Here is a 15151-nt window from a genome sequence, read left to right on the forward strand (position 1 = left end):
TCGAGTTCTAAAGAAACGCTCGGTGTGTTATCGAGCAGCGACGCTTACTCGTCGTGGACCGTCACGGACTCCAGCAGGACTTCCTCGTTGGGGTTGTCCTGCGCGTCGGTCGGCAGCGCGCCGATCTCCTCGACCACGTCCATCCCATCTACGACCTTGCCGAAGACGGCGTGGCGGCCGTCGAGGTGGGGCTGGGCGTCCAGCGTGATGAAAAACTGCGAGCCGTTCGTGTTCGGGCCGCTGTTGGCCATCGAGAGCACGCCGGGGCCGTCGTGAGAGAGGTCGTCGTGGAACTCGTCTTCGAACTCGTAGCCGGGGCCGCCCCGTCCGGTGCCGGTCGGATCGCCGCCCTGAATCATGAAGTCGGCGATGACGCGGTGGAACGGAACGTCGTTGTACAGCGCGTCGCCCCGGACCTCGCCGCTCTGGGGGTCTTCCCACGTCGTCGTCTCGGGCGCGGGCTCGTCGTTCGCGGCGGGGTCGTGCTCCGCGAGGTTGACGAAGTTCTCGACGGTCGTGGGCACCTTCTCGTCGTACAGTTCGACGTCGATGTCGCCGTGGGTCGTGTGCAGCGTGGCAGTCAGATCGCTCATAACTCGACCGACGGCCGTCGTACTGAAAAAGGCTTGCAGTATCGCCGCGACGCCGCGGGCGGGGCCGCTCTCGGTCCGAAAGGCCGACTTACGCTCTCCGCCAGCGGCCACTGCGCTCGTAGGCCGCCCCGTCGCCCGACGCCGGCAGCACGTAGCGTCGACCTGAAAGCCGACGCTAGCCTGTCCGTTCGGGACCGTTCGCGCAACACCCTCCGTATAACAATCCGACTCCCGGCCGTAGTCTCACCGACTGCGCCGGGGCACGCCGTTTCCTCGGACGCCGCCAGCACCATGTCGATACGATCTCACTGCGACTCGACCACTGTACCGACGCCGCAACCGACCGCCGTCTCCGGGGGTGACTGAGCGTGGCAACCGTCGACCGCAGAAGCGTCCTCCAGAAACTCGAAGGCAAGGAGTGCCCGTGGACCGAAGACTGCACGGGCACGCTCGAACGCGGCCGATACAAGGGCGACGAAGCGCTCGTCTGTCCCGACTGCGACACGCCGATCGTCCGGATCTGGTAGCGACGCCGCCTACCGGATCTCGGCTAGTTCCGGTAGCGGCGCCGCGGCGTCGTCCGGCGGCGCCGCGAACCGATCGGGGTGGAACAGCCCCGCCAGATACTCCAACGTCTCGACCAGCCGCGGCCCCGGTCGGTTGGCGTACTCGTGGCCGTCCAGCGCGAACGCTCGGCCGGTCTCGACGGCTCGGAGGTCCGACCAGCCAGCACGGTCGGTGAGGTCGTCGAGATTTTCGCGGGTCTGGTCCAGATCGAAGCCACAGGGTGCCGCGACCAGCACGTCCGGGTCGTGCTCGCGGATCTCGGCCCACTCGCGGGGCCGCGAGCGCGCGCCGTGCTCTGCGAGGCCGTACTCGCCGCCGGCCCACTCGACGAGTTCGGGTATCCAGTGGCCCGCGACCATCACCGGATCGAGCCAGTCGAGGATCGCCACTTCGGGCCGCTCGGCGTCGGGAATCTCGGCGGTTCGCTCGCGCACGGCGTCGATCCGGGCTTCGAGGTCGGCGACAACGTCGGCTGCTCGCTCCGCGCGGCCGGTCGCTCGCCCGATCCGTTCGATATCGTCGAGCACGTCGCCGACGCTGTGGGGATCGGTGGTCAGGATCTCTGGGTCGGCGTCGATCCGATCGACTGCGTCCTCGACGAGCACCGAGTCGACCGCACAGACGTCACAGATCCCCTGCGTGACGATCAGGTCGGGGTCGACCCGATCGAGCGCCGCGATGTCGATCTCGTAGACGCCGCCGGCGCGCTCGGCGTCGAGCACCTGCGCGTCGATCTCGGCGCTGCTCGCGCCGGCGTCGATCCGCGAGCGGTTGATCGACGGCTTCGCCGCGGCCGCGGGCGGCACGTCACACTCGTGTGAGACGCCGACGGGCCCGATCCCCAGCGCGTAGGCGATCTCGGTCGCCGAGGGCAGCAGGGTGACGACGTTCATGCCTCGACTCTGGGCCGGCGCGGTGTTAAATCCGCGCACGCGGCGGCGTCAGGACGCCGACCGGTGGACGCGGGCATTTATCCGACGTGCTCGCCACCTCTCGGTATGACCGATCTGGAGACCCGCGAGCAGTACGAGGCGCTGATCGACGACCTCGCGGCCGACGCCCGCGAGCGCTCGCCCGGCGAGCCGACCACCGACGACTGCTGGGACAGCGTCGCCGCGTTCGTGCCCGAGTTGAGTGGGCCGGTCTGTGCCCGCGTCCTCGAACTGTCCGATAGCGATCCGGACGCGGAACTCGTCGAGCACGTCACCGACGCTCGGGACTCCGACGCCGCCGAGCATCAGCGCGCCGAGGCCGTGACGGTGCTCCTGCAGGACGTGGAACTGCGCCTCAGCGACGCCGACACGGAAGAGAACTAATCGCGGCCGCTGTCGGCTGCTTCAGGACGGGACGACGGTGATCTGTCGCCGGCGGTCGATCGCACGCTCTAACTCCTCGGCGATGGCGCTGCCGCGCGAGACCTGCACCTCGCCGCCGCGGCTCACCGTCGCGGTGAAGAGATACTCCTCGTCGGCCTGCACTTCGACGGTCTCGCCGGCGTGGCCCTCGACGGGCACGATCACGTGCTGGGAGGTGATCTCGGGCTGGACGATCTGGCCGGGCTGGCCGCCCGAGGCGTCGCCGCCGCCGGACTGTCCGCCCGCACCGCCGCTACCCGAACCGGCGCCCGGCGGCTTCTCGTCGTGGGTGCGAACGTCGATGTCGATCCCAAGTCTGTTCTCCACGTCCTGAATGCGTCCGCCGCCTTTGCCGATGACCGTCGAGATGTCGTCGTCCTCGACGTACACCACGGCGCTGTTTTGACTCTTGAGTTCCACGTCGACGTGGCCCCGAGCGATCGACCGAATTTCGCGTTCGATCTCTTGACGGGCGATCCGGTCGACGCCGGCCTCGTCGCCGTCGTCCTCGTCGTTCAGCGGGACGGTGACGACCTGCCGGTTGAACGTGTAGATCTCGTAGGCGGGTTCGCCCGTCTCGAAGTCCTTGATGACGATTACCGGGCGGGCGAGGTCCTCTTCCATCAGGCCGTGGGGGACCTTCACCTCGGTCGCCACGTCGTAGACGGTGTGGACCTCGCCGGCCTCGATGTAGACGACGGTGTCGACGACCTGTGGGATCATGCCGAGCTCGACCCGGCCGACCAGCCGCTGGAGGGCGTCGATCGCGCGCGTCGCGTGGACGACGCCGATCATGCCGACGCCGGCCAGCCGCATGTCCGCGAACACCTCGAAGTCGTCGGTCTTTCGCACCTCGTCGTAGATGGTGTAGTCGGGCCGGACCATCAGCAGCGAGTCGGCCGTCATCGCCATCTCGCCGCCCAGCTCTGTGTACTGAGTAATTTCAGGCCCGACCTGCAGGTCACGCGGCTTCTCCATCGTCTTGACGGAGTAGTCGCTGTCGACGAGGAAGTGCGCGACAGCTTGGGCGAACGTCGACTTCCCGGCGCCGGGGGATCCCGAGATGAGGATGCCGCGCTGGCGCTCTTTCATCCGGTCGCGGAGCTCGTCGGCGAACTCGTAGTCGTCCAGATCGGTCTGGACGATCGGCCGGACGGCGGTGATCTCGACGCCGTCGGAAAACGGCGGCTGGGCGATGGCGATCCGGTAGTCGCGGAACTGCACGATCGTCATGCCCGGCTCGGAGAGTTCGATAAAGCCCTCGTGGGACTCCTTGGCGGCGTTTGTGATCTCTTGGGCGAGTTCTTTCATCTCGCTCTCGGCGAGGGCGTCCTCGGCGATCGTCTCGTAGTGCATGTCGCCGATGGCGCCCCGCTTTGCCTTCGGTGCGACCTCGGTCTTGAGGTGGACGCTCATCGTCTGGTCGTCGAAATACTCCTCGACCGACAGCGTCCCGACCTCCTCGGTCTCGGGGGAGATGTACTCGACTGCCAGTCCTTTCGCTTCCGCGACCTCGCTCTGGACGATGTCGCTAGTGACGAACGTGGCGTCGAGGTCGGCGGCCAGATCGCGGATCAGCGCGTCGATCTCGCCCTCGCTGGCGTGGCCGCGCTCGATCGCGTCCGGGCGCTCGCCGACGTACTCCAGATCGATCTCGCCGTCGTCGGCGTGGCCGGCCAGCCGCTGGAGCTCTTCGAGTCCGTCCCAGCCGCTGTCGTGGCCGTCGTTGGCTTGGGCCTCTAGCTCGGCGACGACGGCCTCGGGGACCGAGATCGTCGCGTCGGCGAAGTCGCCGCTCTCGACGCGGTCGGACACGCGACCGTCGATTACTACGCTCGTGTCCGGAACAACCTTCATACGCTCAGTAGGGGACCGTACGTTGAAAAGGGTGTCCAACGATTCGACCGTCGGGATCGGGATGCCACGGCAGCGTCCGTTCGGTTTCGACGGTGTCGGCGTCCGCTTGGGTTCGGCAGCGTCGGCGTCCGGTCGGTCTCAGCCTCGGCGCCCAGCCGCCGCGTCGGAGGCCGTCGGGGGCTCAGCGCTCGGGCACCAACAGCGTAAGGTAGGCCACGACGACGGTCACCGCGGCGACCAGCCCGACCTCTTGGACGGTGATCGCTGCCTGCACCGTCGCCGAGAGGTTCCACGCGGCCAGCAGTCCGACGACGACGTAGCCCGTGATCGCCATCGACCCGAGCAGACGCCGGAACCGGGCCGTGACGCCGCGCGAGAGCGCGACGTACGCGAACAGTCCCGTGCCGATGCCGACGAGCAGTCCCGCGGGGAGGCCGACGATTGCCGAGAACCCGGTGTCGGTGGCGAGGGCGACAGTCACCGCTGTTCCGATGGCCAGAAACGCGGCGGCGCCGTCGCCCAGCGCGACCAGCGGCGTTCGAACGTTCATATGCGGGTTGTCTTCAGATACCCTCAAAAAACTTCCTTCAATGGTCTTCTACGCTACAAATAGCCCGGGGCGAGTTTGTGAGGTCACTCTGTACAGCCCTCCGAACGACTGGGGCCGCCGTCAGGCGTCCTTGCTGATCGACGCGTCGACGGTGTTGTCCTCGCCGGTTTCGGCGACGGTCTCGAACGCGCCGGTGTCGGGGTTCTTGATCGTGTAGGCCAGCAGGCTCGAAAAGCCGTTCGGCGCCGGGTGGAGGCCGAGGCCGCTACCCGCGCCGACCAGTCCCGGCGGTTCGGTATCGAGGTGCTCGCTCCACCACTCGCTCTCGAAAAAGAGCGACGCGATCTCCATGTGCTTTGCCTCGTGCGTGAAGAGATAGCAGTCGTCGTCCAGCAGCGGCCACAGCTCCTCGACCGCCGTCTCGGCCGAGGAGCGCAGGCCAACGTCGAGGAACGCAAGCGCGACCGGCTGGTCGAACTCCGGCATCGTCTCGCCGAAGTAGCCCGCGTGGATCGTCACTGCGGACGGATCGCCGTACGTTTCGATGTTCTCGACTGCTTCCTCCAGCGGCGCCGACCACGAGTTCTCCTCGTAGGTGTGAACGCGCTCGGAGGCGACCAGCAGGTGCTCGCTGTCGGTGTCGCCGGGCTCTGGCATCCCCTCGAAGCAGTCGAACGCGACGAGCTGGCGGTCGGCGAGTCCGGCGACCAACGAGAGGTTGGCGGTGCTCCCGCCCTTGTAACAGCCGCATTCGACGATCGTACCCTCGGCGTCGGCGGGCGTCGAGAGCACTTTCGTCGCCATCACGAGATGCTCGACGAACGACGAACCGGTCGGGATCGCACGGTTGTTCCGCAGCATCTTACCGGCGAGGACGAACTTCGCGCCGAGGCCGACACCGTACTCGGAGCCGGTCTGCGGGCGGAAATACTCCCCGAGAACGATCGGAAGACTCGCCGCCAGCAGTGCGAGCCGATAGCACCGACGTGCGGTGTCGTAGAGGGAGCCGTCGCTCACTTCGGCCGTCGTCTCTGGTTGTGCCGGCGTCGACGCCGCCGCGGCGTCTGCCGTCCCGTCTCCGGTCGGTCCGATCGGTTGGTCGGGCTCGGCTGGTCGCTCGGTGGCGACGGCGTCGTGATCTGTTGACTGGTCTGTCTGTGACGGTCGGGATTCCATCGGTTCGATTCTCCGGGCTATCTGTGTTTGTTATTGTCAGCCATTTTCGGACTGTGGAGTGCTTACTTCGGCAAAGAATTCGCTCACAGAGGCGCTATCGCCAAGTAATTCGTGCCTTCGAGGATCAGGTCGTGTCGCGCTCGCCGTAGCTCAACAGCCAGTTGACAGTTCGCGTCAGTTCGCGTCCGTCGAGCGACCACGACTCGCCGTCGACCGGTCGGGTAACCAGCGCACAGCGGTGGTCGCTGAACTTCGAGAGCGGCAGCCGATCGTCCGGCGAGAAGCCGTAGGCCGCCAGCACGTCGTCGGGGACGATCGAACCGGTGACTGCGACCAGATCGGCGTCGGCGTGGTCGCCGAGCACGTCTCCGAGCAGCTCCGCTAGCGCCTCGCGCCAGCGCCGCCCGCCGTCCATCGGAACGATTTCGGCGATCTGAGCGATCTCGACGCCGCCGTTGGTCTGTCGCGTCCGCGCGACCGCTCCGACGACCGGTTCGCCGTTTTCCGCGGCGACGTACGTCGACCGTGACCAGACGGGGCTGCCAAAGCGCCACTCGTAGAACTCCTCGTCACGTCGGGCGTGGAACTTCGTCGGCGGATTCGCCCGGTAGAGATCGGTCAGCGCGGCGGCGTCGACGCCCGGGCGCAGGTCGACGGCCAACTCCGGCGGCGGCTGTGCCAGTTCCGTCCTGACCTCGTGATACCCCCGAACGATCGGGGCTGCCAGTTGGCCGAGCAGGGTCGCCGCTCGCCCCTCGGCGTACTGCGGGACGAACGTGTCGGGGCTTTGAACCCGATAGAACGTGCGCTTGTCGTCGACTCGCCGCCAGCCGAGGTTCAGATAGCCCGGAAGCGACGCCTCGTTGGGGAAATTAAAGAAGAGGTCGGCGTCGTTGTCCTGATAGAACTCGATCGCTCGCTCGTTCATGCGCGTGAAGATCCCCTTGCGGCGGTGATCCGGATGGACCATGGTGTCGGCCGGCTGGAGGGCCAGCGCGGTCGTCTCGCCCGCTCGCAGCCGAAACGCCATGAACGGCCGCGCTCCGACGACGGTCCCGTCCTCGACGGCGACGAACAGCGGGACGTGATCGACGTAGGGGTTCGCCCCGTATTTCCAGTCGAACCAGCGCCCCCCGCGGTTGCGGTCCCACACCGCGTCGTCGAGGGCGATCACGCCGGCGCGATCCTCGGGGCGATACCTGCGTATCTCGTAGGTGGCCTCGAGCGAGTCGCTACTCATCGTGTCACCTGACCCCAGTTCCCGCTAAAGTAATGGCCGGAGTAGCGAGAAGTCGGTGTAGTAACCACGGCGCCGAGCCGAACGTACGTATAATGGTCTCGCAAGCAACACGAGCTTACCCGAGCGATCCGTAGCCATCGGTGACCAAGCGGCTTCGAGCCGGCCGCCCGGCGCCTTTTTCATCTGGAAGACGAAGGCCGGCCGTGAACGAACTCGACGAGCTCGCGGCCGAACTGGTCTCGATCCCGAGCCACGACGACGAGACCGCGGCCGGCGAGCGGATCGCCGACTGGCTCGACGCGGAGACGGCGGCGTCGGTCCGGATCGACGAGGCCGGCAACGTGATCGCCCGACGGGGATCGGGCGACCGATCGCTGGCGCTCGTCGGCCATCACGACGTGGTGCCACCGGACGAGTCGCAGGTCGCCAGCGAGACCCTAGATGGCGCCGACGAGTACGTCGTCGAACGCCGGGACGGCCGACTGCACGGTCGCGGGAGCGCCGACATGAAGGGCGCGGTCGCCGCCGCCATGCTGGCGTTTCGGGATGCCGACCCGTCGGGCGAACTCGTCTTCGCCAGTTTCGCCGGCGAGGAACAGGGCGGCGTCGGCGCGCAGGCGGCAATCGAGTCCGGATTCTGTCCGGAGTACGCCGTCGTCGGCGAGGGATCGACGGGCTACTCCGCACCGGGCGTGACCGATGTCGCCGTCGCACACAAGGGCCGCCGGGCAAGCACGGTCCGCGCGAGCGGACAGAGCGCGCACGCGAGCAACCCGAGCGAGGGCGAGAACGCGATCTATCGCGCCTGCGACGCCGTCGACGAACTGCGCGCGCTCGACGTGCCGACCGTCGAGGTGGCCGGCGAGGAGCTATCTGGAAGCCTCGTCGCCACCGAGGTCGAGGGCGGAACCGCGTGGAACGTCGTCCCCGACGCCTGCGAGGTGACCGTCGACGAGCGCACCGTCCCCGGCGAGCGCGCCCCGATCGAACGCGTCGAGTCGATCTCCGGCGTCGGCGTCGAGATCGAGCAGGACCTCCCGCCGATGCGCTGTGGCGACGACGCCTTCGCCGAGACCGTGCTCGACGCCGCCGCGGAAGCGCAGGACGCCGCGCCCGAACTGGTGACAAAGCCCCACGCGACTGACGCCGGCTGGCTCTCACAGGCTGGGACGACCTGCGTGGTCTGTGGCCCCGCCGAACCCGGCGAGGCGCACACCGAAGACGAGTCGGTGTCGCTGGCCGTCTTGGAACGGTGTTACGAGCTCTACCGCGGCGTCGCCGAGCGGTGGCCTGCGGTATGACTGCGGACGAACTGCTCGCCGGGCAATTCTCGATGATTTTCTGCTACAGTTGGATTGATACGTCACCGTCGTCAACCTCCGGCGTATGGCGACAGACGCGACCGAAGCAGCAGCCGACGAGACCTACGAAGAGTTTCTCGCCACCGTACAGCGACTGACGAACGTCCAGAACGCCGCCGGCGTCCTCAACTGGGATCAGGAAGTGATGATGCCCGAAGGCGGCACGCCCGCCCGTTCCCAACAGCTCTCGGCGCTCTCGGCGGTGAGCCACGAACTGCTCACTGACGACGAGACCGGCGACTACCTCGACGCACTGGAGGACGCCGACCTCGACGACGATCGGGCGGCCGTCGTGCGCGAAGTGCGCCGCGAGCACGACCGGGCGACGAGCGTCCCGACCGACCTCGTCGAGGAGATCTCGAAGACGACCACCGAGGCCCACCCCAAGTGGAAGCAAGCGCGCGAGGAAGACGACTTCTCGATCTTCGCGCCGACGCTGGAGAAGCTGATCGAACTGAAACGCGAGTACGCCGAGCACGTCGACCCCGACGCCGATCCCTACGCGGTGCTGTTCGCCGAGTACGAGCCCTACCTCGATCTCGACACCGCCGAGCGAGTGCTCGACGAACTCAAGAACGAACTGGTCCCGCTGATCGACGCCGTCGCCGACTCCGACGCCGAACTGGCGACCGACGCGTTCTCCGGGGAGTTCCCCGAAAGCGATCAAGAGGCGTTCGTCCGCGACGTGCTCGACGAACTGGGCTACGACTGGGATCGGGGCCGCCTCGACACCGCACCTCATCCGTTCTCCTCGGGGACGCAGTTCGACGCCCGCGTCACGACGCGGTTCAACGAAGCCGATCCGATGGGCGCGCTGCTCAGCACGGTCCACGAGTTCGGCCACGCCACCTACACCCAGGGCCTGCCCGACGACCACTACGGGACGCCGCTGGGCGAGTCGCGTGACCTCTCGGTCCACGAGTCCCAGTCGCGGTTCTGGGAGAACCACGTCGGCCGCACTCGGGCCTTCTGGGAGCGCCTCCTGCCGGCGATGCAAGAGCGGTTCCCGCAGTTGGAGGGCGTCTCCGTCCAGCAAGCCTACGAGGCCGCCAATCAGGTGTACGACGACAACCTGATCCGGGTCGAAGCGGACGAGCTGACCTATCACATGCACATCATCGTCCGCTTCGAGATCGAGCAGGCGCTGATCCGCGGCGAACTCGACGTCGAGGACGTGCCCGAGGTCTGGAACGACAAGTACGAGGAGTATCTCGGTATCCGTCCCGACACCGACGCAGAAGGCTGTCTGCAGGACATCCATTGGAGCCACGGGAGCTTCGGCTACTTCCCGACGTACACGCTCGGCAGCGTGCTGGCCGCCCAGATCGACGACGCCATCCGAGAAGATCTCGATGTCGACGAACTCGTCCGAACGGGTGAGTTCGAGCCGATCCACGAGTGGCTCACCGACACGGTCCACAGCGAGGGCTGCCGGTTCACCACCGACGACCTGATCGAGCGCGCGACCGGCGAGGAGCTGACCGCCGACTACTTCGTCGACTACGTCACCGAGAAGTACGGCGACCTCTACGGCGTCTGAGCCGGCCGCTCGTCGCCGCGACAGTGCGACGCTAGCCGGCACAACGCCGCGGCGGCCCGACGCCGGGCCGCGAACTAACCGGACAACGGCACCCGGATCGCACCGATTCTTTCCGGCGCACCTACATTTATCTCCCGACCGCGTGCAGAGCCATCCATGGCCGACGACGACGGCGACCTGCTCGAAGAGCTCGCGAGCCTTCCCACGTTCCACCACCCGACGGCGTCCCCCGACGGCGACGAGGTGGCGGTCTACTACGACGGCACGGGGCGCAACGAACTCCACCTGATCGACGCCGAGACCGGCGAGTCAACGCGGATCAGCGACGGCGAAGTACCCCGGAACGCCCGCTGGCACGTCGAGTGGGGCGCCGACGGCGAGCGCGTGTTCTTCCATCTCGACGACGACGGCAACGAGCAAAACGACGTCCACGCGATCGACCGCGACGGATCGGCCGAGGCCGTCGTCGAGATGGACGGCCAAGTGAGCCTCGCTGACGTCGGCGCGGACGGCGAGACGCTGCTGGTCGGTTCCTCGGCGGGCGGCCAGATGAACCTCTACCGGCACGACCTGCCGACCGGCGAGACCACGAAGCTCACCGACTACGAGCGCGCCGCCTACGGCGGGACCCTCTCGCCGGACTGCGATCGGATCGCGTACGGCACCAACGAGACCGACGCCTACGAGAACATGGACGTCTACGTTGCGAACGCGGACGGTTCCGAGCCCCGGAACCTCGAGATCGGCGAGACGGGCGCCGAGTCGGCGCCGGCCGACTGGGGCCCCGAGGGCGACCGCCTGCTCGTCCAAGACAACACCGAGGACCTCACGCGGTGTGGCATCTACGACCTGCGGACCGACGAGGTGACTTGGTACGGCGACCTCGACGCCGAAGAACAGCCGGTCGCCTTCCTCCCCGACGGGGAGCGCTTTTTGGCTCACCGGACGCGCGACGCCGCGATCGCGCCGGTCGTCTACGACGTCGAGAGCGGTGCGAGCAGCGAACTCGACCTCCCAGAGGGAGTCTCGCAGTTTCCCGGCGGACAGGGCGGCGACGCCGCCCTCTCGGACGACCGCGTCGTCGTGACCCACACCACCGCGGACCGCCGGCCCGAACTGCTGGCCTACGACCTCGACACCGACGAGTACGAGACACTGCTGGACGCGGAGTACGGCGACCTCGATCCCGACGCATTCGCCGACGCCGAGTTCTTCACGTTCGAGTCGCACGGCGTCGACGGCTTCCAGCCGTCGGCTCGTCAGACTGAGTCTGATGGTGGGCTGGAGATCGAGGCGCTGCTGTACGACTCTGGCGAGCGGCCCTCACCGGCGATCGTCAAGCCTCACGGCGGCCCGCGCGGCCAAGACACCCGGAGTTTCGACCTTTACACCCAGTTCCTCGTCAGTCAGGGGTACAGCGTGCTGGAGGTGAACTATCGCGGATCGACCGGTCGCGGGCGGGAGTTCGTCGAACTGCTGTACGACGACTGGGGCGGCGACGAGCAGGCCGACATCGCCGAGGGTGCCCGGCTGCTGCGCGAGAAGGAATGGATCGACGAGGACCGCATCGCGGTGTTCGGCGGCTCCTACGGCGGGTACTCGGCGTACTGCCAGATGACGATGTACCCCGAGCTGTACGACGCGGGCGTCGCTTGGATCGGCCTGACCGACCTCCAGGACATGTACGAGAACACGATGCCCCACTTCCGGACGGAACTCTTGGAAAAGAACATCGGCTCGCCCGAGGACAACCCCGAACTGTACCGCGAGCGCAGCCCCGTGACCCACGTCGAGAACGTTTCGGCGCCGCTGCTGATGCTCCACGGCGTCAACGACCGACGCGTGCCGGTATCGCAGTCCCGGATCTTCCGGGACGCGCTGGTCGACGCGGGCTACACCGAGGGCGAGGACGCCGACTTCGAGTACGTCGAACTCGGCGAGGAGGGCCACGCCTCCTCGGACATCGACCAGAAGATCCGGCTGTTCGAGATCTTGGCCGACTTCCTCGATCGCCGACTGTAGGAGTCACACGGGCGGTTCGCGTCCGCGAACGCGTTTCTAGCTCCCGTCGCCGGAACGAAAAGCCGATCCTCAGGCGTTTTTGACCTGCCGGAGCACGTCGGGCGCCGCGTCGAGGGCGTCGTCCAGCGCGTCCACGTCGGGACCGCCGCCCTGCGCGAAGTCCGGCGGACCGCCGCCGCCGCCGCCGACGCGGCCGGCGAGTTCGCCGACGACCTGTCCGGCGTTGACGCCGACGTCCTCGGGGACACCGACGACAAACTGCGCGGAGTCGGCCCCGCTGCCGATCACCGCGACGTTGCCCTCCTCGACGATGGCGTTGGCCGTCGCCCGGAGCTCGTCCATCTCGCCGTCGAGCCGTTGAATCACCGCGGTCGCGCCGTCGAGGTCGACCTCCTCGGCGTCGCCGGCGCCACCCGCGCGCACTTCGGCCAGTTCCTCCTGCAACTCCTCGATCTGCTTGCCGCGCGCTTTCCACTCCTCGAAGAAGCGCTCGGCGGTTTCGGGGACCTCTTGGGGCGTCACGTCGAGCACGTCGGCGGCGTCGTACAGCGCGTCCTCGGTGCGCTGGGTCCCCTCGATGGCGGCGTTGCCCGCCGAGAACACGATGCGCTCGACGCCGTCTTGGACGCGCTCGGTCGTCTGGACTTTGATGGCGCCGATGTCGCCGGTGCGGTCGACGTGGGTGCCACCGCAGGCCTGTACGTCGTCGGCGACGTGGATCAGCCGGATCTGTTCACCCGGCGGGATGCCACCCTGATAGAGGCCGAAGCCGTGCTCGGCCTCGGCCTCGTTGCGGTGGGGCCACTCTTGGGTGACGGTGACGTTTTCCATCACCAGCTCGTTGGCGACGCGCTCGATCTCCTTGACGTCCTCGCGGGTGATGCGCCGGTAGTGGCGCAGGTCGATTCTCGAACTGTCGACGCCCTTTTGGGCGCCGGCCTGTCGGACGTGCTCGCCGAGCACCTGCTTGGCGCTGTGGATGATGATGTGCGTCGCGGTGTGGTTGCGCATTAGTTGACGGCGTCGCTGCACGTCGAGTTGCCCCCGGACCATCGAACCCTTGTCGAGCGGCTCGTCGGTGCGGTGGCGGACGACGCCGTTCTCGATCTGCGTGTCGGTGACGTCGACGGTGGCGTCCTCGGTCGACAGCGTCCCGTGGTCGGCGGGCTGGCCGCCGCCTTCGGGGTAGAACATCGTCTGGTCGAGCACCACGTCGTAGCCCTCCTCGCGCTCGAACACGTCCAGCACCACGGCCTCGAACTGCGCGCCCTGCTGGTCGTCGTAGTAGAGCTTCTCCGTTTCGGGGAGATCTTCGAACCGGTCGTCGATCTCGTCGGCCGCGACGCCGGCGGTCTCCTGATCGTGGCGCTGGGCGACGAGACTGTAGAAGTCGTCGGGTACGTCCACGTCGGCGCCCCGTTCGGCGGCGATCTCCTCGACCATGTCGGGCTGGATGCCGTGGGAGTCGTACAGTTCGATCAGTTCGTCGGTGGGCACCGGCTCGCCCTTCTCGCTGTACTCCTCGGCCAACTGCTCGACCCGGCGGGAGCCCCGATCGAGCGTCTCGCGGTACTTCTCGACCTCGGTGCGGACGACATCGCGGATCGTGTCGCGGTTCTCGTACTCCAAGCGCTCGGCCTGCATGTCGACGAGTTCGTCCAGCGGTGCGTCGACGCCGACGTTGTCGACCAGCCGCTTGGTGCGCCGAAGCACCATCCGGGCGAGATAGCCCGTCCCGACGTTCGAGGGGACGATGCCGTCGCCGAGCATGTACGCCAGCGTCCGGCAGTGGTCAGCGATCGCGTAGATGTCTTCGAGGGGCTCGACCAGTTCCTCTAGCTCCTCGGTCGTGACGCCGACCTCGGCGGCGATCTCGTCGCGGGCGGCCTCGACGTCTTCGGCCTCGTCGATGTCCATCTTGCCCGAGAGTTTCGAGGCCTGATGGACGACCGCCTGTTCACCGTCGGTGAGTTCGATTCCGGCGTTGTCCTTGAGGAACTCGATCGTTTCGGGGTAGACCGCCTCGTACACCGTCGGCGTCCCTTGGCTCATCCACGTCCAGCGTTCGAGCCCGTAGCCGGTGTCGACGATGTAGGTGTCCATCGGCGAGTAGCGGTTCCCGTCTTTCATCTCGTACTCGCCGTCGGGGTCCTGTTCCATCGACATGAAGACGAGCGTGGCGAGTTCGGCGCCCTTGTAGATAACCTCGATCGCAGGTCCGGCGTTGCCGCCGCCGACCCACGGGTCCTCGATGTAGGTGATCTCTTCTAGATCGGCGCCCAGCGACTCGAACAGCTCGTCGCAGTACTGGACCGTTTGGTCTTTCCAGTACACTTCGCCCTCGTAGGCGTACTGCTCGGGGTCTTCGATATCCTCGCGGGCGTTGAAGGCGTGGTGGGCCATCATCTCGAAGGCCATCGTGTGCCGGCCGGTCTTGCCCACGTTGTCGATGTCCTGCATCCGGATGCAGGGCTGGCTGATCGTCAGCGGGTTGGCGGGCGGCGGCGTCTCGCCCGACGTGACCAGCGGCTGGAAGTCGTAGATCGACGCCTGCGTGAGCAACACGTCGTCGCGCCAGCGATTGGCGGCGACTGGGTAAGGCTCGACGCGCTCGTGATCGTGCTCCTCGAAGAAAGAGAGGAACGCTTCGCGCATCTCCTCTAAGCTGTACTCCTCGTCGAAGCCGGGGTCGTCGATGAACGAGTACTCCGCGCAGGGCGGCTCGCCGCAGGTCTCCCGGTCGTGATCGCGTGTCCAGAAGTGATCGCCACACTCCGAACACTGCTTTCGGACGAAGTCGTTGTCCTCGAAATAGTCGAGGCGGTACTCCTCCTCGAGTTCGCTCATTACCATCTGGTGGTCGCGCAGCAAGTAAAACAGTTCCGCAACC

Annotated in this window: 12 protein-coding genes; 5 read left to right on the top strand and 7 right to left on the bottom strand. The window is 67.2% G+C overall.

Going from position 1 to position 15151, the window contains the following annotated elements:
- Window positions 1-44: 44 nt before the first annotated feature.
- Complete coding sequence (locus CRO01_RS12890) at window positions 45-593, bottom strand: peptidylprolyl isomerase (RefSeq protein ID WP_097009550.1); 549 nt, start codon at window positions 591-593, stop codon at window positions 45-47.
- Window positions 594-961: 368 nt separating this feature from the next.
- On the opposite strand from CRO01_RS12890, the gene CRO01_RS16700 reads away from it, so the two are divergent.
- Window positions 962-1120 (top strand): HVO_A0556 family zinc finger protein, encoded by a 159-nt coding sequence (locus tag CRO01_RS16700; RefSeq protein WP_179747484.1) that lies wholly within the window; start codon window positions 962-964, stop codon window positions 1118-1120.
- Between the two features lie 9 nt (window positions 1121-1129).
- Here CRO01_RS16700 and CRO01_RS12895 read toward each other — a convergent pair whose 3' ends face one another.
- On the bottom strand, window positions 1130-2053 hold the full coding sequence (locus CRO01_RS12895) for a cobalamin-binding protein (protein WP_097009551.1): 924 nt from the start codon (window positions 2051-2053) through the stop codon (window positions 1130-1132).
- Window positions 2054-2158: 105 nt separating this feature from the next.
- Between CRO01_RS12895 and CRO01_RS12900 the strand changes: the two genes are divergently transcribed.
- Window positions 2159-2476 carry a hypothetical protein gene (locus CRO01_RS12900; protein WP_097009552.1) on the top strand — a complete coding sequence of 106 codons (318 nt, stop codon included), beginning with the start codon at window positions 2159-2161 and terminating at the stop codon, window positions 2474-2476.
- A gap of 21 nt (window positions 2477-2497) precedes the next feature.
- Here the strand turns inward: CRO01_RS12900 and CRO01_RS12905 are convergent, their stop codons facing one another.
- The 4 genes from CRO01_RS12905 to CRO01_RS12920 form a co-directional block, all read right to left on the bottom strand.
- Window positions 2498-4372, bottom strand: a complete 1875-nt coding sequence (locus tag CRO01_RS12905; protein WP_097009553.1) for a PINc/VapC family ATPase — start codon at window positions 4370-4372, stop codon at window positions 2498-2500.
- Between the two features lie 181 nt (window positions 4373-4553).
- Entirely contained in the window at window positions 4554-4922 is a 369-nt protein-coding gene (locus CRO01_RS12910) for a hypothetical protein (RefSeq protein WP_097009554.1), read from the bottom strand.
- Between the two features lie 120 nt (window positions 4923-5042).
- Window positions 5043-6098, bottom strand: a complete 1056-nt coding sequence (locus CRO01_RS12915) for a class I SAM-dependent methyltransferase (RefSeq protein ID WP_097009555.1) — start codon at window positions 6096-6098, stop codon at window positions 5043-5045.
- A 124-nt stretch (window positions 6099-6222) separates the two neighbouring features.
- Window positions 6223-7338: a GNAT family N-acetyltransferase gene (locus tag CRO01_RS12920; protein ID WP_097009556.1), complete on the bottom strand. Its 1116-nt coding sequence runs from the start codon at window positions 7336-7338 to the stop codon at window positions 6223-6225.
- Between the two features lie 203 nt (window positions 7339-7541).
- Between CRO01_RS12920 and CRO01_RS12925 the strand changes: the two genes are divergently transcribed.
- From CRO01_RS12925 to CRO01_RS12935, 3 genes are all read left to right on the top strand, one after another.
- Window positions 7542-8639, top strand: a complete 1098-nt coding sequence (locus CRO01_RS12925) for a M20 family metallopeptidase (protein ID WP_097009557.1) — start codon at window positions 7542-7544, stop codon at window positions 8637-8639.
- Between the two features lie 85 nt (window positions 8640-8724).
- On the top strand, window positions 8725-10239 hold the full coding sequence (locus CRO01_RS12930) for a carboxypeptidase M32 (protein ID WP_097009558.1): 1515 nt from the start codon (window positions 8725-8727) through the stop codon (window positions 10237-10239).
- A 156-nt stretch (window positions 10240-10395) separates the two neighbouring features.
- Complete coding sequence (locus tag CRO01_RS12935) at window positions 10396-12261, top strand: S9 family peptidase (protein ID WP_097009559.1); 1866 nt, start codon at window positions 10396-10398, stop codon at window positions 12259-12261.
- 69 nt (window positions 12262-12330) lie between these two features.
- Here CRO01_RS12935 and alaS read toward each other — a convergent pair whose 3' ends face one another.
- Window positions 12331-15108 (bottom strand): alanine--tRNA ligase, encoded by a 2778-nt coding sequence (gene alaS / locus CRO01_RS12940; RefSeq protein ID WP_097009560.1) that lies wholly within the window; start codon window positions 15106-15108, stop codon window positions 12331-12333.
- Between the last annotated feature and the right edge of the window lie 43 nt (window positions 15109-15151).

The sequence above is a fragment of the Natronoarchaeum philippinense genome (genome assembly GCF_900215575.1).
Lineage (GTDB): Archaea > Halobacteriota > Halobacteria > Halobacteriales > Natronoarchaeaceae > Natronoarchaeum > Natronoarchaeum philippinense.

Excerpts from the sequence above, each read along its gene's own strand:
- CRO01_RS12900 (WP_097009552.1), top strand. The coding sequence starts at position 2,159 with ATGACCGATCTGGAGACCCGCGAGCAGTACGAGGCGCTGATCGACGAC.
- CRO01_RS12905 (WP_097009553.1), bottom strand. The coding sequence starts at position 4,372 with ATGAAGGTTGTTCCGGACACGAGCGTAGTAATCGACGGTCGCGTGTCC.
- alaS (WP_097009560.1), bottom strand. The coding sequence starts at position 15,108 with ATGAGCGAACTCGAGGAGGAGTACCGCCTCGACTATTTCGAGGACAAC.
- CRO01_RS12910 (WP_097009554.1), bottom strand. The coding sequence starts at position 4,922 with ATGAACGTTCGAACGCCGCTGGTCGCGCTGGGCGACGGCGCCGCCGCG.
- CRO01_RS12895 (WP_097009551.1), bottom strand. The coding sequence starts at position 2,053 with ATGAACGTCGTCACCCTGCTGCCCTCGGCGACCGAGATCGCCTACGCG.
- CRO01_RS12915 (WP_097009555.1), bottom strand. The coding sequence starts at position 6,098 with ATGGAATCCCGACCGTCACAGACAGACCAGTCAACAGATCACGACGCC.
- CRO01_RS12935 (WP_097009559.1), top strand. The coding sequence starts at position 10,396 with ATGGCCGACGACGACGGCGACCTGCTCGAAGAGCTCGCGAGCCTTCCC.
- CRO01_RS12920 (WP_097009556.1), bottom strand. The coding sequence starts at position 7,338 with ATGAGTAGCGACTCGCTCGAGGCCACCTACGAGATACGCAGGTATCGC.
- CRO01_RS12930 (WP_097009558.1), top strand. The coding sequence starts at position 8,725 with ATGGCGACAGACGCGACCGAAGCAGCAGCCGACGAGACCTACGAAGAG.
- CRO01_RS12890 (WP_097009550.1), bottom strand. The coding sequence starts at position 593 with ATGAGCGATCTGACTGCCACGCTGCACACGACCCACGGCGACATCGAC.